This is a genomic window from Streptomyces sp. BBFR2 (assembly GCF_044497305.1).
GTDB lineage: Bacteria > Actinomycetota > Actinomycetes > Streptomycetales > Streptomycetaceae > Streptomyces.
Map to the genome: position 1 here is coordinate 1394646 of NZ_CP172415.1, position 18696 is coordinate 1413341.

Sequence of the window (18696 nt, forward strand, 5' to 3'; positions counted from 1 at the left end):
GGCGGGCCCGGCACGGCGGGGAGGTCACCGGCGGACTCGCGGCACGGCGCCCCTCCCCCGCCCTCGCGTCACGACAGGGCGCTCCCCCGTCCTCACGTCGCGACGCCCCGCGCGGTGGGGCCGCACACGCCGGCGGGCCGGACGCCGGAACACCTCGGCACCCGGCCCGCCGCCGCGCTCTCCCGTCAGGCGGTACGCGCCGACTCGGCGGACCGCTCGGCCGCCGGGGGCGCGTCGACGGCCCCCGGCCCCGGCTCGGCGGCCCGCGGCTCCGGCTCGGCGGGCTGCTCCGCGCGGAGGTTGCGTACGCCGGGCACCAGGGCCGTACCGGCGCACACCGCCGCGACGAGCACCGCGGACGCGGCGAAGGGCAGCTTCTCCCCCCACAGGTGCAGGGCGACCGGTGCGACGATCACGCCGAGCGGCTGGGCGGCGAGGGAGACCAGCCAGTCGTAGGAACTGACCCGCGCGAGCACGTCCTTGGGGATGGCCGACTGGATCGTGGTCTGCCAGGTGGGGTTCAGGAAGCCGAGGCCGGCCATGGCGATGCCGTACCCGCCCACCAGTACGGGCAGCGGAGCGCCCACGGCGAAGAAGACCAGCGGCACCGCGTAGCTCGCCAGCACGAGGTTGCCGGCCAGGATGGGGCGCCGCGGACGGGCCCGCCCGGCCACCAGCGATCCGGCCAGCAGACCGATACCTCCCGCCTGGGTGATGGCCACCCAGGCGTCCTGACCGCCCAGCCGCGTGACGGCGATGAGCGGACCGAGCGTCAGCAGCACATTGGCGACGAAGTTCCAGGTGGCGTGGGCGATCAGGCTGGTCCAGTACCAGTCCCTGGCCCGTACCTCGACCCATCCCTCGACGAGCCCGGCGCGGATGGCGCGGCGGGCGCTGGCGGGCTTCACCTCCCGGTCCAGACGGATGATCAGCATCAGGAACGCGCTGACCCCGAAGGCGGCCGAGTCGACCGCGAACACCCAGTTGATCCCCACGGCCCAGATCAGCAGACCGGCGAGGGCGGGACCGGCCAGCAGCGAGATGCTCTTCGCCACGCCCATCAGGGAGTTGGCCTGCTGACGCTGGCGGCCGGGCCGCGTCACGACCCGGGTCACGAGCGGCGTGAGGTTGGAGAGGCTGACGGCCGACGCCGCACCCGCCACGACCTGGGCGACGCATATCGCCGCGATCGACGGATGACCGAAGCCGAGTTCCACGGCCACGGCCGCCTGGGTCACGACGCGGGTGGCGTCGGCACCGAAGGCGACCCAGCGGGTGTTGTACCGGTCGGCGACCACACCCGCCACGGGGAGCAGGAGCAGCCGGGTGCCGAGCGCACAACCGAGCACCAGCGCCAGGGCGGCCGCCGATCCGGTGATCTGGACGACGGCGAGGCTCAGGGCGGTGGGGACGAGCGAGTCGCTGAGGGTGGACATGGTGCGACTGACGAAGAGCAGCCGAAAAGTGGGGAGTCGCAGAGGATGTGTCACACCGTCATGCTATTTTGATGTCGCAATATTCGACAGCGCATTGTGCGATGGTGGAGTAACTTCAACCTCATGACAGCCCGCGACTCCGTCGACGACCATCTCGACCGCTGGATGAAGATCCTCCCCTCCCTGGATCCTCTGGTCGAGGGAGGAGTGAAGCGCATGTGGGTCCTGGTCAAGCACCTCGGCTCGGTCAAGGAAGGGACCCTCGCCGACCACGGTCTGCAGACCCTCGAATACCTCACCCTGCACGCCCTCGCGGGGCGGAACGGGACCGCCTCCCCCTCGCAGTTGGCCGCCGACCTGAAGCTGTCCCCTTCCGCGATGACCAGCCGGCTCGACCACCTGGAGCAGCGGGGCTTCCTCCGCCGCCAGCCCAGCAGCACCGACCGGCGCCGGCTGGACGCCGTCCTGACCAGCGAGGGGCAGGCGGCCTGGCAAGGCGCGCTGGAGAGCCAGGGGGCGGAGGAGCGCCGCATCATGAGTACGTTGAGCCCGCAGGAGCGGCAGCAACTGACGGATCTGCTCCGCCGGGTCCTGATCGAAGCCGAGGAGCGAGGGGCGCACGCGTGAGCCGGCGCGGCTCAGAGTTCGGGGCGCTCCCCGGCGGAGAGCCGTTCGGCCAGCCGGGACCACTCCTTCGCGTAGCGGACCGCGAGATCGGCGACGGCCGGCACACAGTGCGGAGGCACCGCCGCGGCCAGTTGGCTTCCCGTCCGCGCGTCCACGGCGCGCGTCGTCAGCCAGCGCAGCAGATCCCGGCCGGACTCGCTGAAGCGCAGCGAGGGATCGCGCATGAGGGTCCGCAGGATGGCCCGGGCGTCACGGTCGTCGACGCGGGACCGCGTCTCCCGCGGCGCCCGGTCCGGTGTGGACGCCGCGGGCGCCACGGGTCCCACAGGCGCCGCGGGCTCCGCGTCGGCCCGCAGCCGTCGCCGGATCTGATGAGCCGTACTGGTCGCGATGCCGGCGGCGCGGGCGACCTCCCGCAGCGAGGCGTCCGGCCGCTGGGCCAGGAAGGCCAGCGCAGCGCGCCGCCCCTCCGCGCCGTCCACCGGCCTGCGCCGCCCGTCACGTCCCACCCGTGTGTTCGACTGCGGCACTTCCTCAGTCGAATCCCGGCGTAGGCGGGCGACGGTCTTCGGGGAGATCCCGGTGATCTGGGTGATCCGGCGGTCGGACCAGGAGGGGTGCTCACGGAGCAGCCTCAGCGCGGCGGCCCGCCGGTCGGCCGTGGTGAGCGGCAGGCCGTGTTTGACGTTGACCTCGACCGCGTGCGCGAACAGCTCCGACTCGGGCCCGTCCCAGAAGCGCACCGCTATGTCGCGGTCCCCGCGCAGGCGCGCGGCGAGCAGGCGGTGCCTGCCGTCCACCAATAAGCCGGTTCCCCTGTGCACCAGGACGGGTTCGAAGTCCTCCCCGCTGCGCGCGAGAGCCTCCACATGGCCGAGATCCTCGCCCGCCAGCCGCGGCGAACCGGCCACGCCGATCTCGTCGACCGCCATCCGGGGACGGTGTACGGGCGTTGCCACTGTCGCAGTCACAGTTACCCCCTGTTGCTCACTGGACGGGCGCCATCCTCATGAGGGTTGCCAACTTTGTCAATCGACTGCGGACAGTTGTCAATTCAGCCGGGCTCTGGCTACTTTCACCCCGCCACGACAGAAGCTCGACAGTTCCACCACATCCGGGAAGCACGCCGTTCCCCCTGAACCGAGAAGGAAGTTCCGTGCGCAAGCCCCGCCATGTCTCCGCTCTCGCCCTTCTGCCCGCCACCCCGGCAGCCGGAATCAGCCAGGTGACATCCGCCGGTGACGAGGGGGCCCGTTCGACTGCCGCGCCGGCGTCCACCGGGACCCGGGGCATCGAGTGGCCGTGAGCCGCCACCACCGACAGTGAAGAACTGCTGACAGTTCGACACTAAATTTCGGAGTGAGTTGACAATCACATACCACTCGATGGGAGTGTTGCGGTCATGACCGGTACGTCTGCCCGTGGCCGCAACATCCTGGCCCAACCACAGTTCGGCCTGCGGCTCAAGGCGGTGCGCCAGTCACGCGGAATATCCCAGGCCCAGTTGGCCGGTCACGGGATGTCCACGACCTATCTCTCCCGTCTGGAGTCGGGCGACCGCCCCGCGACGCCCCGCGCCGTCAACTACCTGTGCGACAAGCTCGATCTCCCGCAGTCGTTCTTCCACTCCGGTCTGGTGGACAGCACCACGGAGGCCCTCGCCCTGGTGCTGTCCCAGACCGAGCAGGAGGGCGGCACCCAACTGATCCTCGACGCCATGCGGGCCGAAGCCGCCGCCCATCCGCTGATCCGCTGGCAGTCGCTGTGGGTCCTCTCGCAGCAGCAGCACAAGTCCGGTGCGCGTCCGGCGCAGTTGGCGACCCTCACCGAACTCACCGCGCTGAGCGACGAGATCGACCATCCCCTGCTGCGCGTCCGGGCCCGCGTCCAACTGGCACGATGTCAAAGGTCATCCGGCGAACCCGAAGGCACCTACCGCACCTGCAACGAAGCGCTCGCCCTGGTGGACGAGCACGACCTTCCCCCCTCCGACCGCACCCGCGTCCTGCTGGCCCTCATCTCCGCCGAGGCGGAGACCGGCAGACTCGCCGAAGCCGTCGCCCACACCGGCCAGGCGCTCGAACTCCTCGACAGCCTCCCCCGCTCCCTGCGCTGCGAGACCCTGTGGACGGCCAGCAGCATCCGCGGCCGCCAGGGACAGCACACCGCCGCGGCGGAGCTGCTGGAAGAGGCGATGGCCCTGCTCCCCAGCGGCGAGGACCTGCCGCTGTGGCTGCGGCTGCGGCTGGCGGCCTCGGCCCTGTACCTGCGGATGGACCCGCCCCGCACGGACGAGGCCGAACGCCATCTGGACACGGCCGCCCCCGCCGTGGCACTGCTCAACGTCCCGGTCCACCAGCAGGAGTTCCAGTGCCTCCGCGCCCGGCTGGCCTTCCACCGCCAGGAGTACGCCACCGCCTGGGAGCTGTGCGAGGGACTCGGTGAGAACCCGGAACACCTCACGTACCAGGACCGCATCCGCCACCGCACGCTCGTCGCCCAGCTACGCATCCTCAAGGGCGAGCAGGCCGCCGCGGTCGCCGACCTCCAGCGGCTGGCGCGGCAGGCCCAGGAAGCGGCCAACATCGACCTGTCCGCCGAGGTCTGGCGCGCGCTGGCGGAGTCCTTGACCTACGAGATCAGCCCTTCCGACTGACACCGCGCGGGACACCGGTGCGCCGGTGCGCGCCCCTGCCCGACGGGACCGGCCGCCGGGCCGCCGGCCCTCGGCCGGTGGAACAGCTAGACCCCCTCGAGGCCGCCCCCAAGGGCGAAGAGCCGGCCGAGCAGGTTGTTCCGGAAAACGCCTTCCGGGTCGCGGGCCCTCAGGAGCTGTTCGAAGGTGCCGTAGTGCGGATAGAGAGCACGCAGCGCGTCCGGTCCGAGGGTGAACAGTTTTCCCCAGTGGGGGCGGGCGGCGAAGGGAGCCAGCGCGTTCTCGATGTGCCGCAGGGCCGCGGTGACGGCGCTCCGGTCGGGGAGCCAGGTGAAGTGGAAGGCGACGGAGTCCCGGTTGTGGGCGGGGCTGAGCCAGAGGTCGTCGGCGGCGACCGTGCGGATTTCGCTGATCCGGAGGTATGGGACGAAGTGTCTCCGGACGGCGTGGAGGGCGTCGAAGGCGGCTACAGCGTCCTCACGGGCGACGAAGTACTCGGACTGGAGCTCGTCGCCGCGGCTGCTGGGGGTCGCGTCCAGGCGGAAGTGAGGAAGTCTGCGGTGGGAGGGGCCGCTGATGCCGAGCTGGAGGCTGCAGGCGTCCGCGGCCATGCCGGGGACGGGGTGGCGCTGTGCGTCGGCTCTCGTCGCTCCGTACCAGCGTGCGGGGCCGGGGGCCGGTCCGTCATCGTCCACCTTGCGCTTGAGCCAGACCTGGTCGAGGGACTCGCCGCGCCACCGGGTGAACACGCTGACGCTGTAGCCGGCGGACATCACCTCGGGAAACCGGGCCCGCAGGGTCTCGGCGGGGAGACCTTCGTACACCCACTGCTGGACGTCGAAGGCGGGCACCACGTCGAGGGTGAGGTGGGTGACGATGCCGAGGGCGCCGAGCGCCACGACCGAGCCGGCGAACTCGGCGGAGCCGCGGTCGAGCGTCACCCACTCGCCCGCGGCATCGACGTAGCGAAGGGCGCGGACGGCCGAGGAGAGGTTGCCGTTGGTGTCGCCCGATCCGTGCGTTCCGGTGGCGCAGGCTCCGGCGATGGAGATGTGCGGCAGCGAGCCGAGGTTGTGGAGGGCGTACCCGGCGTCGTGGAGGGCGGAGGCGAGGGTGCCGAACCGGGTGCCGCCGCTGACGGTGACGGTGCGGGCGGCGGGGTCGATGTCGATCGTCTGCGGGAGGCGGGCGGTGGAGACGAGGTCGCCTGTCGTGTCGGCGAGGGTGTTGAACGAGTGTCCGGTGCCCAGGGCACGTACGGCGTCGGACCGGGCCACGATCTGCCGGAGTTCCGTGACAGAGGTGGGGGCGTGGAAGCGCCGCATGCCGAAGGTGACGTTCCCGGCCCAGTTCGTCAGGGGGCTGGTCATGGCAGCTCCTTCGCTCGTGACGGAAACGGCTCCGGCCGGCCTGGAAGCCGGCCGGAGCCATGGGGTCAGTGGGAGGTGTGCGGGACGGTCCGGAAACGGGCGTGCAGGTGCCGGTGGTGGTCGACGTGGCGCACGGGGCCGGTGAGGGTGACGCGGGCGGTGAGTCCGGGGGCGGTGCTGGAGGTGGCGAACCGGAGTTCCAGCTCTCCCGGTTCGACCGCGCGCCTGCCGTCGCGGCCGGTGAAGGAGGCGAGGTCGGCGGGGACGTCCGCGGCGACGCGCTTCTTCTCGCCCGCGGCGAGGTCGAGCCGCACGTAGCCGATGAGCCGTTGCACGGGCTGGACGACGGAGGCGACCGGGTCGTGGAGGTAGAGCTGGACGAGTTCGGTCCCGCTGCGGTCTCCGGTGTTCTCGACGGTGAAGGCGAGATGGAACGCGCCGTCCGTCGGCGTCTGGGTCGCCTCGACGGTGAGGCCGGACCAGGCGAAGGTGGTGTAGGTGAGGCCGTGGCCGAAGCCGAACGCGGGGGCGGGGTCGATGCTGGAGACCTCGCTGGCATGGCCGAGGCGGGCGGCGAGGTAGGTGGAGGGCTGGGCGCCGGGGTGCCGGGGGACGCTGACGGGCAGACGGCCGCTGGGGTTGGTGCGGCCGCTGAGGACGGAGGCGATGGCGGCCGTTCCGGATTCGCCGGGGAAGAAGGACTGGACGATGGCGGCCGCCTCGTCGGTGGCGCGGCCCAGCGCGTAGGGGCGTCCGGCCAGCAGTGTGCTGATCACGGGGGTGCCGGTGTCGAGGAGGGCGTCGAGGAGCTGCTGCTGGGCCCCGGGGAGGCTGAGGGATTCGGCGTCGCAGCCTTCGCCGCTGGTGCCGCGGCCGAAGAGGCCGGCGCGGTCACCGAGCGCGGCGATGACGAGGTCGGCGCCGCGGGCGAGGGCGACGGCCGCGGGGATGCCTTCGGTCGCTCCGTCGTCGATGCCCGTGCCCTGCGCGACGACGATGTCGGCGGCGGGGAACTCCGCCCGGAGCGCGTCGTGGAGGGTGGGCAGGTCGATGCCGAGGGGGGCGTCCGGGTGCTGCCCGCCGACGTGGACGGGGAAGGAGTAGCAGCCGAGGACGGCGGTGGCGGCTTCGGCGGTGGGGCCGATCAACGCGATGCGCGGCGGTACGGCGGGGGCCAGCGGCAGGGTGCCGTCGTTGCGGAGGAGGACGACGGCCCGTTCGGCGATCCGGCGCGCGAGGTCGCGGTTGGAGGCGGGATCGAGGTCGATGGTGCCGCGCAGAAGCTCGGGGTCGGTGGTGTCGGCGTTCTCCAGGGCCGGCGGGACGGGGCTCCATTCGGGGTCGAGGAGGCCGAGGCGGACCTTCTGGAGGAGGACTCGGCGCAGGGCGCGGTCGACGAGGCTCTCGGGGACCTTGCCGCGTGCGACGGCTACGAGGAGAGGGCCTCCGAAGGTCTTGACGGTGGGCAGTTCGACATCGACTCCGGCGGCGAGGGCGGCTCCGGCGGCCTCGCCGAAGGTTCCGGCGACGCCGTGCAGGGTCTTGAGGAAGGCGATGCCGAAGTAGTCGGCGACGACGGTGCCGGTGAAGCCCCAGGTGTCGCGGAGCAGACCGGTGAGGAGCGCTTCGTCGGCGGCGGAGGGGATGCCGTCGGTGTCGGTGTAGGCGTGCATGACCGACCGGACACCGCTCTCGCGTATCGCCATCTCGAACGGGGGCAGGATCACGTCGGCCAGCTCGCGGCGGCCCATGCCGACGGGGGCGAGGTTGCGGCCCGCGCGGGAGGCCGAGTAGCCGGCGAAGTGCTTGAGGGTGGCGACGATGCCCGCGGACTCCAGGCCCTGGACGTAGGCGGTGGCGATCGTGCCGACGAGGTACGGGTCCTCTCCGATGGTCTCCTCGACGCGTCCCCAGCGGGCGTCGCGCACGACGTCGAGGACGGGGGCCAGCCCTTGGTGGACGCCGACCGAGCGCATGTCGCGGCCGATGGCTCCTGCCATCTCCCGTATGAGGTCCGGGTCGAAGGTCGCGCCCCAGGACAGCGGGACGGGGTAGGCGGTGGCACCCCAGGCGGCGAAGCCGGCGAGGCACTCCTCGTGGGCGACGGCGGGGATGCCGAAGCGGTTGCCGGCGACGATCCTCGCCTGTGTCCGCATCAGGGACAGGGCGCCGAGCGCCGGGTCGACGGGGGCCGTGCCGAAGGGGCGGGTGAGCTGGCCGAGTCCGTCGGGGATCAGGTCGTCGAGGTCGACCGGCTCCTCCATGTCGTGCTGGTGCGGCGCGACCTCGGCGCCCTCGTCGGAGGCGCCGACCCAGACGCCGAAGAGCTGGCCGGCCTTCTCCTCGAGCGTCATCGCGCGGATCAGCGCGTCGACGCGGGTCTCGGGGTCCAGCGCGGGGTCCCGCCAGGGAGCGGGTGCGGTGTGAGGCGGCGTGTCCATGTGGGCGGTCACTTTCCTCCGACTCCCATCAGGCCCTGGACCAGGGCACGACGGGCGAACAGATAGACGAGCAGGATGGGGAGCATGGACAGGACGACGGCGGCGAGCAGGCCGGGGATGTCGACGCCGTGCTCGGTCTGGAAGTCGTACAGACCCATGGTGATGACCTTGTTCTCCGAGGACTGGGTGAGCACGAGGGGGAACAGGAAGCCGTTCCATGCCTGGAGGGCGGAGAAGACGACGACGGTCGACAGGCCGCCCTTGGACAGCGGCAGTACCAACTGGCGGTAGATCCGCCAGGAGGAGGCGCCGTCGACGGTCATCGCCTCGTACAGCTCGGAGGTGATGTCGCGCATGACGCCGGTGAGGATCAGGGCGCAGACGGGCATGGCGAAGGCAGTTGTCGGAAGGATGACGCCGATGAGGTTGTCGTAGAGGCCGGCCTCTTTGATGAGGTAGAACATCGGCACGATCACGGCCTGGGACGGGATGGCCAGGCCGAGCAGGAAGAGCCGGAAGACCCTGCCGGTGGCTTTTCCGTCGCTGCGGACGATCGCGTACGCCAGCGGCGGTACGAGCAGCAGGACGAGGCCCACCACGCACACGGTGACGACGACCGTGTTGAGGAAGTACTGGGCGAAGCCGTCGCTGAGGTCGTTGAGGTAGTTGTCGAGCGTGAAGTGCGTCGGGAATCCGAGAGGGCCGTTCGCCGCGTAGTCCGCCCGGGTCTGGAAGGTGGCGATCAGCATGACGTACAGCGGCAGGCCGACGACGAACAGCCACACCAGCGATCCGAAGCCCGCGAGGTAGTTGGGGCGTTTCCTCATCACACGCCCTCCATGGTGCTGCGCATCTTGTCGTAGCCGCTGAGGCGGACCATGACCAGGGAGACGATGCTGGCGACCAGGACGAGCAGCAGGGCGATGGCGGAGGCCATGCCGAAATCGAAGCTCTTGAAGGCCTTCTCGTACATGTAGTAGGCGCTGTTCGTGGTGTCGGTTCCGGGGCCGCCCTGGGTGAGGATCAAGACGGTGTCGAAGGTGGTCAGGCCGCCGACGACCATGAGGATCGTCGAGGTCACGACGGTGTTGCGGAGCTGCGGCAGGGTGAGGTGGAAGAACTGCCGCACCCGCCCGGCGCCGTCGATCTGGGCGGCTTGGTAGAGCACCTGGGGGATGGCCCGGGCGGCTCCCTGGTAGAGCAGCGTGTGCAGGGGCGTGAACTGCCAGGTGCTCACGAAGACGAGGACGCCGAGGGCACCGGTCTGCCCGCCGAAGAGATTGCCGTCGCCGAACAGCCACTTCGCCTGGGAGGGGATGCCGAAGTTCGGGTCGAGGACGGCCCGCCACAGGACGGAGACGGCGGTGATGGAGAGCAGGAGCGGGACGAAGTAGATCGCCGAGAGGATGGCCCGGTTGCGCTGGTGGCCGGCGGCCCAGACGCCGAGCAGGATGCTGATGGGGGTCTGGACGGCGACGCCGAGGACGGTGAGGACGAGGCTCAGCCAGAGGCTCTTGACCATGACGGGGTCGTCGAAGAGCTTGTTCCAGTTCTCCAGGCCGGCGAACCCGGGCGAGCCGAGGCCGTTCCAGCGGGTGAAGGAGAGCACGACGACCAGGAGGAGCGGTACGAGGGCGAACAGGCCGAAGAAGACGGCGGCGGGCGCCGCCCAGGCGAAGCCCGGGCGGCCCACCCCGGTGGCGGGGCGGCGGGGCCGCCTCCGGTTCCGGGTCTTCTTCCCGCTGTCCGCGACGGAAGCTGCGAAAGTGGTCATGTCAGGCGTTCCGGAGGTCAGGCCGCGGGCAGGCTCTGCATGGCGGCGATGAAGGCGTCGGTGTCCATCCGTCCGTTGAAGAACTGCTGGACCGCCTGGTAGAGCGTGGTGGTGGCGGCCGGCGGAAAGGCCTGGTCCCAGGAGAGCTGGAAGGCGGGGGCCTTCTTCACCAGGTCGTACTGGTACTTCGAGTACTCCGGGTTGTCGGACCGGTCGAGGAATTTCGGGGTGTTGGTGGTGGTCGGCAGGTTCCCGACGGCGAGGTGGGCCTTGACGAACTCGTCGGAGTACATGAGCTTCAAGAACTCCGCGACGGCCTCAGGGTGCTTGGTGGTCTTGAGGACGGAGTAGAAGTTGTTGGGGTTGCCGGTGATGTCGCCGGGAGCGCCCTTGCCGCCCTCCACGGTCGGGAAGGCGCCGTATCCGAGGTCGTTCTTCACGAAGTCGGGGTAGGCGTCCTGGAGGGTGGAGTACTCCCAGGAGCCCATGAGTTCGAAGGCGGCCTTGCCGTTGGCGAGCAGGGCGGGGGAGCCGCCGTCGGTGAACTTGACCGAGTCGTAGTTGGTGCCGAAGGCCCCGGCGTCGATCAGCTCCTTGAGCATGCCGAGCGCCTTCTTGCTGTCGGCGCTCGCCCAGACGTCCTTGTCGCCCTTGGCGGCCTTCTCGAAGAGCCCGGGGCCGGCGACCCGGTCGTAGACGTACTGGAACCACATCTGGGTGGGCCACTTGTCGCCGCCGCCCAGGGCGATCGGGGTGACGCCCTCGGCCTTCAGGGCCTTGACCGCGGCCAGGAGCTGCTCCCAGGTGCGCGGCGCGGTGACGCCCGCGTCCTTGAGCACCTTCCGGTTGCTGAAGAGCAGGACGGGCTGGGTGCCCCGCATGGGGACGCCGTAGGGCTTGCCGTCGACGACCGCGGTGTTGAAGACCGACGGCAGGAAGCCGGACTTGAGCCTGGGGTTCTTCGCGATGAAGCCGTCGAGCGGCATCAGCATCCCGGCGTCGGCGTACGGCTTGATGCTGCCGCCGCCCCAGTTGAAGAACACGTCGGGGGCCTGATCGCCGCTGATGATCGTCTGCAGCTTGGACTGGTAGTCGGCGCCCGGGACGGTGTCGAGGATCGCCTTGATCTTCGAGGTCTTGTTGAAGGTGTCGACGAGGCGCTTCTCCGCCTTGTTCGTCGCGTCGCCGTAGACCAGGACGTGGATCGTGCCCGGGTCGCCGCCGGCGGAGTCGCCGGAGCCGCAGGCGGCGAGGGACAGGGTCATCGCCAGCGACGCTCCACCGACGACAGCGGTTCTCAGGAGCTGTGCGTGTCGCTTCATCACGCTCACCTTTCGAAAGAGTTTCGGCCCTGTTTCCGAAACTTCATGTGCGGGACGCTAAGCCGGGGCGTCGAACAGGTCAACCCCTTGCGACCGCGTTACGGAAACGTGACGCCAAGGGCGCCCAGAGGTGTGCTTTATGCTGCTCAAATGCGCGATGACGAGGAGAACAGGCGGATCACCCTGGCTGAGGTGGCTCAGAAGGCCGGGGTGTCACTTTCGACAGTTTCGAAAGTTCTCAACGGACGGCAGGACGTCTCGCCCCGCACCCGGAGCAAGGTGGAGTCGCTGCTGGAGGCGCACTCGTACCGCAGGACCACCCGCGCGGCCGGCGAAGCGCCCCTGATCGAGCTCGTCTTCCACGAACTCGACAGCGTCTGGTCCATGGAGCTGATCCGGGGCGTGGAGAACCTCGCCAAGGCCCACCACGCCAGCGTGGTCCTCACGGAGAGCGGCACCCGGCACGCCCCGGCGGCCGACTGGATCGAGGGCGTGCTGCAGCGCCGCCCGATCGGCGTCGTGCTCGTCTTCTCCTCGCTCCCCGACGAGGTCAAGCAGCAGTTGGGGTCCCGCTCCATCCCGTTCGTCATCGTCGATCCGGCGGGTGACCCGGAACCCGACGTGCCCTCCGTGGGCTCGGCGAACTGGTCCGGTGGCGTCGCCGCCACCCGCCACCTCGTCGACCTCGGACACCGCCGCATCGGCATCATCACGGGCCCGGAAGACGTCCTGTGCTCCCTCGCGCGCCTCGACGGCTACCGCTCGGCCCTCGGCATGGCCGGGGTCCCCGTCGATCCGGCCCTGATCCGCTTCGGCGACTTCCACGTCGAGGGCGGCTACGCACGCGCTCTGGAACTGCTGCGCCTGCCGGACCGGCCCACGGCGGTCTTCGCCGGAAGCGACCTCCAGGCGCTCGGCGTCCTGGAGGCCGCCCGGGTCTGCGGACTACGCGTCCCCGAGGACCTGTCCGTGGTCGGGTACGACGACGTCGTGATCGCCCGCTGGTCGAGCCCGGCCCTCACCACCGTCCACCAGCCGCTCCGTCAGATGGGCGAGGAGGCCGCGCAGATGCTGCTGCGCCTGCGCGCCGGGGAGCACTCGGTGACCCGCCTGGAGCTCGCGACCAGCCTCGTCGTCAGGAACAGCACGGCCCCGCCGCCCGAGAAGCCGGCGCCGGCCTCGTCCCCGCCCTCCGCCCGCGACGCGGTCTGACGATCCGGCCCGGCCGGTGCGCCCGGCCCCTCCGCGCCGTGGAGATCGCGACGTCTTGCGGCGCGCCGTTCCCGACCGCGGCCGTGACGGCGTGGGGCACGGCGGCCTGGTGGTGACACCCGGATACGGACCCCGACCTCGCGCAGGCGGGCGCGGGCCGCACATCACCGGGCCACACGGGTGGGGTCGGCGAACACCTCCTTCACGATGACGCCGGCGGCGCCGCGCACGGCGGCGGTGAAGCCGAGCGCCGATCCGGTGACGCGGCACAGCGCCGCGTCACCGGCCACGACCCGGCTCCTCATCTCCCGCATGGCCGCGGGCAGGAGATAGGGCGCGACCGCGGCGAAGTAGCCGCCGAGAACGACGACCTCCGGGTTGAGGAGATTCACCGGGATGGACAGCCCCGTCCCGAGCCACCGCCCGATCTCGTCCAGGCCCGCCAGGGTCCGGAAGTCACCCGCGGCTGCCCGGCGGGCCAGCTCCGCGGTCTGCTCCTGCGGCCCCCAGGCCGGGTCGGCGGTGCCGGCCGCGGGCCGGGCGAGGTCCGGCGCGGCCAGGTCCAGGGCCGCGGGCAGCGCGACCTTCGTCTCCATGCATCCCGTGCGCCCGCAGGCACAGCGGACTCCTGCCGGGTCGATCTGCACATGGCCCAGCTCACCGCTGAAGCCGGACCTGCCCCGCAGCAACTGCCCACCCGCGACGATGCCCGCCCCCATACCGGCCTCACCTGTCACGTACATGAGGTCGCTGACGCCGGGATGCGCCTGCTCCCACTCGGCGAGGGCGGCGAGGTTCGCCTCGTTGTCGACCACGACGCTCATGCCGTCGGCCAGTCCCGCCTCGGCGCGCAGCAGGTCGGCGACGGGCACGTCGTTCCAGCGCAGATTGGGGGCGGCGTGCACCCGCCCGGTGGCGACTTCCACCGGGCCCGGTACGGCGACGCCCGCGCCGACCACACGGATCCCGGAGTGTTCGGCATGCTCGATGAGCTGGGCCGTGAGCGAAGCGACGGCGCGGATCGTGTCGTCGGCGCTCTCCCCGGCGCCGTCGTGGACGAGCCGCCTTTCCTGGATCGTGCGCCCTGCCAGATCGACGCTGCAGGCCGCCAGGTACCGGGAGTTGATCTCCAGGCCCAGAGCCGCGACCGTGCTGCCGTCGAGTTCGAGCTTCCGTCCGGGCCGGCCCACCGAACCGTCCTGCTGAAGGTCCGTCTCCCGCACCAGGCCGAGTTCGAGCAGTGCGTTCACGAGGCTGGAGACCGTGGGGCGGGTCAGACCGGTGCGCCGGGCCACGGCGGCGCGGGAGGCGGTGTCGGACGACCGGACCTCCGCCAGTACCAGAGCGAGGTTGGCGCGCCGCACCGCCAGTTGGTCCATCGGGCTGCCCGGGGAATGGGCCGTCTTGCCGACGCTTGAGGACACTGTGGACTCCCGGGGAGGCGGCTGAACGGGGAACGCCGAGGCCGGCTCCGCTTCAGGGCCTGCCTCGGCTTCGATTGTCCCGGCTGGTCAGCGCGTACCGAGCAGGTGGTCCAGGGCCAGTTGGTCGAGGCGCTCGAAGGCCATGGACCGCGCCGCTGCCGCGTCCACGTCGAAGGTCTCGTACGCGGTCGGGTCGGCCAGCAGGGCGGCGAGTCCGTCGGCCGCGGTGGGCTGTGCCAGCTCGTCGAGGCGGGAGGCGGCGAGAGCGGCGACGACCTCGGGGTCGGCGCGGAAGGCGGCGGCCTTCTCCTTGAGGATCAGGTAGTTCCGCATGCAGTTCTTCGCCGACTCCCAGACGCCGTCGAAGCCGTCGGTGCGCACCGGCTTGAAGTCGAAGTGGCGCGAGCCGGTGTAGCCGGCCGACTCCAACAGGTCGACCAGCCAGAACGCCTGGCGCAGGTCACCCGCCCCGAACCGGAAGTCCTGGTCGTACTTGATGCCGGACTGCCCGTTGAGGTCGAGGTGGAAGAGCTTGCCCGCCCACAGCGCCTGCGCGATGCCGTGCGGGAAGTTCAGCCCGGCCATCTGCTCGTGCCCCGTCTCCGGGTTCACGCCCACCAGTTCGGGCCGCTCCAGGCGCTCGATGAAGGCGAGGGCGTGGCCGATGGTGGGCAGCAGGATGTCGCCGCGGGGCTCGTTCGGCTTGGGCTCGATGGCGAAGCGCAGATCGTAGCCCTGGTCGGTGACGTACTGACCGAGCAGGTCGAAGGCCTCCTTCATCCGGTCCAGCGCGACCCGCACGTCCTTGGCGGCGCCGGACTCGGCGCCCTCGCGGCCGCCCCAGGCGACGTAGGTGGTGGCGCCGAGCTCGACGGCGAGGTCGATGTTCCTGATCGTCTTGCGCAGCGCGTAGCGGCGGACGTCACGGTCGTTGGCGGTGAAGCCGCCGTCCTTGAAGACCGGGTGGGTGAAGAGGTTGGTGGTGGCCATGGGCACCTTCAGACCGGTGCGGTCCAGGGCGGAGCGGAACCGCTTGACGAGGGCATCGCGCTCCGTTTCCGGGGCGCCGAAGGGGATCAGGTCGTCGTCGTGGAAGGTGACGCCGTAGGCCCCGAGTTCGGCGAGCCGCTCGACCGACTCGACCGGGTCGAGGGCGGGCCGGGTCGCGTCGCCGAAGGGGTCGCGACCCTGCCAGCCGACGGTCCAGAGGCCGAAGGTGAACCGGTCGTCGGGGGTGGGCGTGAAGAGCTTCGACATGGAGTGCTCCCGTGACGTGTTGCCGTGGCGCAGATTTGTTGTGCCACAAAACTAATATCCGACCTCGGAGGGGGAGGCAAGCCTCCATCGCCTCCGTCGGAGCCTCGAACGACTCCAGGAAAGCCTTGACGTGCGGCGATGAGAGGCCCTTAATTTAATTTGTTGTGTCATCTTCCAAACACTCTTCCCGTGCGAGGTACCCCGTGCCGACCTCTGCTGCAGTCCTCGGTGTGGACAGCTCGACGCAGTCCACGAAGACCGCGATCGTCGAGGCCCACAGCGGCCGGATCCTGGCCGTCGGCCGCGCCCCGCACGCCGTGCACGGCGAAGCCGGCATCCGCGAGTCGGATCCCGAGAGCTGGTGGGAGGCGCTGCGCGCGTCCGCGGGCGCGGCCCTGGCCGAGTCGGGAGTCGCCCCGTCCACGGTGGTCGGCATCGCGGTGGCCGGACAGCAGCACGGCCTGGTGGTCCTGGATGCCGCCGGCCGGCCCTTGAGGCCGGCGATGCTGTGGAACGACACGCGCTCCGCACCGCAGGCGATCGCGCTGACCGAGGCCCTGGGCGGCCCGGCCGCGTGGCTGGAGCGGACCGGGTCCGTTCCCGTCGCCTCCATGACGGCGACCAAGTGGCAGTGGCTCCGTGAGCACGAGCCCGAGACAGCCGGCCGCACGGCGGCCGTCCGGCTCCCGCACGACTTCCTCACCGAGCGCCTCTCGGGCACCGCGGCCACCGACCCGGGCGACGCGTCGGGCACCTGCTGGTACTCCACGCGGACCCGCGCCTACGACCCCGACCTGCTGGAGCTGATCGGCCTGGATGCCGCGCTGCTGCCCGTGGTCGCCGCGGGCGGGGCCACGCGGGTCGGCTCGCTGACCGTGCGGGCAGCCGAGTTCCTGGGGCTGCGGCCCGGCATCGCGGTGGCCGCGGGGACCGGGGACAACATGGCGGCGGCCGTGGGGCTGGGGCTGGGAGCCGAGGGCCTGCTCGACCACCCGGTCATCAGCCTCGGGACGTCGGGCACCGTCTTCGCCGCGACCCGGACCCGGCCGGCCACAGCCGGGCTCGCCGGCTTCGCCGGAGCCGACAGTACGTACCTCCCGCTCGGCTGCACGCTCAACTGCACGCTGGCGGTCGACAAGGTCGCCGGCCTCTTCGGGCTCGACCGCGAGGACACCGAGCCCGGCGGGCAGACCGTCATGCTGCCCTACCTGGACGGTGAGCGCTCCCCCGACCTCCCCCACGCCTCCGGCGTCCTCACGGGGCTCCGCCACCACACCACGCCGCAGCAGATCCTCGGCGCCGCGTACGAGGGGGCGGCGTTCAGCCTCTTGCGCGCCCTGGACGACCTCCACGCCGTGGCGGGCCTCGATCCGGCGGGCCCGGCGGTACGCGAGCGGCCCCTGCGGCTGATCGGCGGCGGGACGAAGGGGCGCGCGTGGGTCGGGACGATCCGCAGGCTGTCGGGGCGGCCGCTGGTCCTTCCGGCGGCCGGCGAACTGGTCGCCTCGGGCGCCGCCGCGCTGGCCGCGGGAGCCGCGTGGGGAGACGATCCGGTGCGGGTGGCCACCGCGTGGGGAGCCGGTCGCGGAGAGGAACTGCCCGCGACCGAGCGTGACGAGGCCGCCTGGCACCGCATCGAAGGCGTGCTCGCCGACGCGTCCGGTACGCCCCGCGCACCCGGTCTGCTGCGCGACGCCCGCTGAAAGCGGGGTCGTCACATCCGAGATGGGCACAGCCCCCCGGGGATCGAAAGTTTTCTGTTCCGCCCGTGCCATGGTTTCGGCACGGAGGCGTCCTCCACCGTCCGGCGGTTCACCGACGAGTACGCGTGGGTGCCGGACACGTTCGACGGGCAGGGCGCGGTGAACCTGATGGGCGAGTGGTACGCCGCCGGGCCGGCGTCCGGGGCGGTCCGCGAGGCGCTCGCCGAGGGCCGCCGCCGGTGACCGTCCGCACCGCGGGACGCGGGGAGGCGCCCGGCCGGGAACCCCGGGCCGGGCGCCTCGCCGCCCCGGTGGGCGGTTTCCTCACGTCACGGCGAAGAAGTGCACGGTGGACGACCGGTACGTCTCGCCCGGGCGCAGCACCGTGCTGGGGAACGCGGTCCGATTGGCGGCGTCGGGGAAGTGCTGGGTCTCCAGGCACAGCCCGTCGCGGCGCCGGTACGCCCGCCCGCCGCTGCCCACGGGCGAGCCGTCGAGGGAGTTGCCGGAGTAGAACTGGATCCCGGGTTCGGTGGTCGAGATCCGCATGACACGCCCCGACCCGGGGTCCCGCAGCGTGGCCGCGGGCCCGGGCACGGCCGTGACGCCCTTGTCCAGCACCCAGTTGTGGTCGTAGCCGCCCGCGTGCCGGAGCTGCGGCGAGTCGGCGTCGATCCTCGATCCGACGGGTGTGGGCTCGCGGAAGTCGAAGGGCGTGCCGGCCACGGGCGCCAGCCGCCCGGTCGGGATGAGGCCGGTGCCGACGGGGGTCATCCGCGACGCGGTGAGCGACAGCTCGTGGTCGAGGACCGGCCCGGAGGATTCTCCGGCAAGGTTCCAGTACACATGGCTGGTGAGGTTCACGACGGTGGGCCTGTCCGTGACGGCCTCGTAGTCGACGCGCCAGGCACCGGTCGGGGTGAGCGTGTACAGCACCCGCACCCGCAGGGTTCCGGGGAACCCCATCTCCCCGTCGGGGCTGGTCAGCGTGAGGACGAGGCCGACGTCGCCGTCCCTGGTGAATCCGTGGACCGTCCACACCCGTCGGTCGAAGCCGTTCGCGCCGCCGTGGAGGGTGTGCTCGCCCCTGGCGACGGACAGGAAGTGGCGGGTGCCGTCGAGCGTGAACCGGCCGTTCGCGATGCGGTTGCCGTAGCGGCCGATGAGCGCGCCGAGGAAGCCGTCGGAGGCGAGGTAGCCGTCGAGGCTGTCGAACCCGAGGGACACGTTCTCGTACCGGCCGTGCCGGTCGGGTGTCTCCAGGGACTGCACGATGCCCCCGTAGGTGAGTACGGAGAGCCTCGTCCCGCCGTTCTCCAGGAACCAGCGGCGGACCTCGGTGCCGTCCGGCAGCCGGCCGAAGGGTTTTGAGACGGGCGGGTGGGTGCGGTGAGGGTGATCGGTCGTCATGTTCGCGTTTCCGGGCGAGTGGGCGGCGCCCGGACGCGGTGGGCGCCCGGACGATGGGAAGCCC

Annotated in this window: 15 protein-coding genes; 5 read left to right on the plus strand and 10 right to left on the minus strand. The window is 71.4% G+C overall.

What is annotated here, in order from left to right:
* Nucleotides 1-185: 185 nt before the first annotated feature.
* Entirely contained in the window at nt 186-1490 is a 1305-nt protein-coding gene (locus tag ACGH2B_RS04820; protein ID WP_399084587.1) for an MFS transporter, read from the minus strand.
* Nucleotides 1491-1559: 69 nt separating this feature from the next.
* Between ACGH2B_RS04820 and ACGH2B_RS04825 the strand changes: the two genes are divergently transcribed.
* A complete protein-coding gene (locus tag ACGH2B_RS04825; protein ID WP_399084590.1) occupies nt 1560-2063 on the plus strand; it encodes a MarR family winged helix-turn-helix transcriptional regulator in 504 nt (167 codons plus the stop codon).
* Between the two features lie 11 nt (nt 2064-2074).
* On the opposite strand, the gene ACGH2B_RS04830 is transcribed toward ACGH2B_RS04825, so the two are convergent.
* Complete coding sequence (locus ACGH2B_RS04830) at nt 2075-2995, minus strand: helix-turn-helix domain-containing protein (RefSeq protein ID WP_399084593.1); 921 nt, start codon at nt 2993-2995, stop codon at nt 2075-2077.
* A gap of 224 nt (nt 2996-3219) precedes the next feature.
* On the opposite strand from ACGH2B_RS04830, the gene ACGH2B_RS04835 reads away from it, so the two are divergent.
* Both ACGH2B_RS04835 and ACGH2B_RS04840 read left to right on the plus strand, forming a co-directional pair.
* Entirely contained in the window at nt 3220-3369 is a 150-nt protein-coding gene (locus tag ACGH2B_RS04835) for a hypothetical protein (protein WP_399084596.1), read from the plus strand.
* Between the two features lie 96 nt (nt 3370-3465).
* Entirely contained in the window at nt 3466-4719 is a 1254-nt protein-coding gene (locus tag ACGH2B_RS04840) for a helix-turn-helix domain-containing protein (RefSeq protein WP_399084598.1), read from the plus strand.
* An 86-nt stretch (nt 4720-4805) separates the two neighbouring features.
* On the opposite strand, the gene ACGH2B_RS04845 is transcribed toward ACGH2B_RS04840, so the two are convergent.
* The 5 genes from ACGH2B_RS04845 to ACGH2B_RS04865 form a co-directional block, all read right to left on the minus strand.
* Nucleotides 4806-6089, minus strand: a complete 1284-nt coding sequence (locus ACGH2B_RS04845; protein WP_399084602.1) for an FAD-binding protein — start codon at nt 6087-6089, stop codon at nt 4806-4808.
* 65 nt (nt 6090-6154) lie between these two features.
* Nucleotides 6155-8530 (minus strand): beta-glucosidase, encoded by a 2376-nt coding sequence (locus ACGH2B_RS04850; protein ID WP_399084604.1) that lies wholly within the window; start codon nt 8528-8530, stop codon nt 6155-6157.
* An 8-nt stretch (nt 8531-8538) separates the two neighbouring features.
* Nucleotides 8539-9357 carry a carbohydrate ABC transporter permease gene (locus ACGH2B_RS04855; protein WP_399084607.1) on the minus strand — a complete coding sequence of 273 codons (819 nt, stop codon included), beginning with the start codon at nt 9355-9357 and terminating at the stop codon, nt 8539-8541.
* Nucleotides 9357-10304, minus strand: a complete 948-nt coding sequence (locus tag ACGH2B_RS04860) for a carbohydrate ABC transporter permease (protein ID WP_399084610.1) — start codon at nt 10302-10304, stop codon at nt 9357-9359. The genes ACGH2B_RS04855 and ACGH2B_RS04860 overlap by 1 nt, the downstream gene beginning before the upstream one ends.
* Nucleotides 10305-10321: 17 nt before the next feature.
* Nucleotides 10322-11626, minus strand: coding sequence for an ABC transporter substrate-binding protein (locus ACGH2B_RS04865; RefSeq protein WP_399084613.1), 1305 nt, complete (start codon nt 11624-11626; stop codon nt 10322-10324).
* A gap of 150 nt (nt 11627-11776) precedes the next feature.
* Here ACGH2B_RS04865 and ACGH2B_RS04870 point away from each other — a divergent pair, with 150 nt between their 5' ends.
* A complete protein-coding gene (locus ACGH2B_RS04870; RefSeq protein ID WP_399084616.1) occupies nt 11777-12838 on the plus strand; it encodes a LacI family DNA-binding transcriptional regulator in 1062 nt (353 codons plus the stop codon).
* A 164-nt stretch (nt 12839-13002) separates the two neighbouring features.
* On the opposite strand, the gene ACGH2B_RS04875 is transcribed toward ACGH2B_RS04870, so the two are convergent.
* On the minus strand, nt 13003-14262 hold the full coding sequence (locus ACGH2B_RS04875; RefSeq protein ID WP_399084619.1) for an ROK family protein: 1260 nt from the start codon (nt 14260-14262) through the stop codon (nt 13003-13005).
* Nucleotides 14263-14349: 87 nt separating this feature from the next.
* Nucleotides 14350-15519 (minus strand): xylose isomerase, encoded by a 1170-nt coding sequence (gene xylA, locus ACGH2B_RS04880; protein WP_399084622.1) that lies wholly within the window; start codon nt 15517-15519, stop codon nt 14350-14352.
* Nucleotides 15520-15722: 203 nt separating this feature from the next.
* Here xylA and xylB point away from each other — a divergent pair, with 203 nt between their 5' ends.
* Nucleotides 15723-17222 (plus strand): xylulokinase, encoded by a 1500-nt coding sequence (gene xylB, locus ACGH2B_RS04885; protein WP_399084625.1) that lies wholly within the window; start codon nt 15723-15725, stop codon nt 17220-17222.
* Nucleotides 17223-17546: 324 nt separating this feature from the next.
* Here the strand turns inward: xylB and ACGH2B_RS04890 are convergent, their stop codons facing one another.
* A complete protein-coding gene (locus tag ACGH2B_RS04890) occupies nt 17547-18632 on the minus strand; it encodes an aldose epimerase family protein (RefSeq protein WP_399084628.1) in 1086 nt (361 codons plus the stop codon).
* Nucleotides 18633-18696 lie beyond the last annotated feature (64 nt).

Excerpts from the sequence above, each read along its gene's own strand:
- ACGH2B_RS04830 (WP_399084593.1), bottom strand. The coding sequence starts at position 2,995 with ATGGCGGTCGACGAGATCGGCGTGGCCGGTTCGCCGCGGCTGGCGGGC.
- ACGH2B_RS04860 (WP_399084610.1), bottom strand. The coding sequence starts at position 10,304 with ATGACCACTTTCGCAGCTTCCGTCGCGGACAGCGGGAAGAAGACCCGG.
- ACGH2B_RS04865 (WP_399084613.1), bottom strand. The coding sequence starts at position 11,626 with ATGAAGCGACACGCACAGCTCCTGAGAACCGCTGTCGTCGGTGGAGCG.
- ACGH2B_RS04870 (WP_399084616.1), top strand. The coding sequence starts at position 11,777 with ATGCGCGATGACGAGGAGAACAGGCGGATCACCCTGGCTGAGGTGGCT.
- ACGH2B_RS04840 (WP_399084598.1), top strand. The coding sequence starts at position 3,466 with ATGACCGGTACGTCTGCCCGTGGCCGCAACATCCTGGCCCAACCACAG.
- ACGH2B_RS04890 (WP_399084628.1), bottom strand. The coding sequence starts at position 18,632 with ATGACGACCGATCACCCTCACCGCACCCACCCGCCCGTCTCAAAACCC.
- ACGH2B_RS04825 (WP_399084590.1), top strand. The coding sequence starts at position 1,560 with ATGACAGCCCGCGACTCCGTCGACGACCATCTCGACCGCTGGATGAAG.
- ACGH2B_RS04850 (WP_399084604.1), bottom strand. The coding sequence starts at position 8,530 with ATGGACACGCCGCCTCACACCGCACCCGCTCCCTGGCGGGACCCCGCG.
- ACGH2B_RS04845 (WP_399084602.1), bottom strand. The coding sequence starts at position 6,089 with ATGACCAGCCCCCTGACGAACTGGGCCGGGAACGTCACCTTCGGCATG.
- xylA (WP_399084622.1), bottom strand. The coding sequence starts at position 15,519 with ATGTCGAAGCTCTTCACGCCCACCCCCGACGACCGGTTCACCTTCGGC.
- ACGH2B_RS04855 (WP_399084607.1), bottom strand. The coding sequence starts at position 9,357 with ATGAGGAAACGCCCCAACTACCTCGCGGGCTTCGGATCGCTGGTGTGG.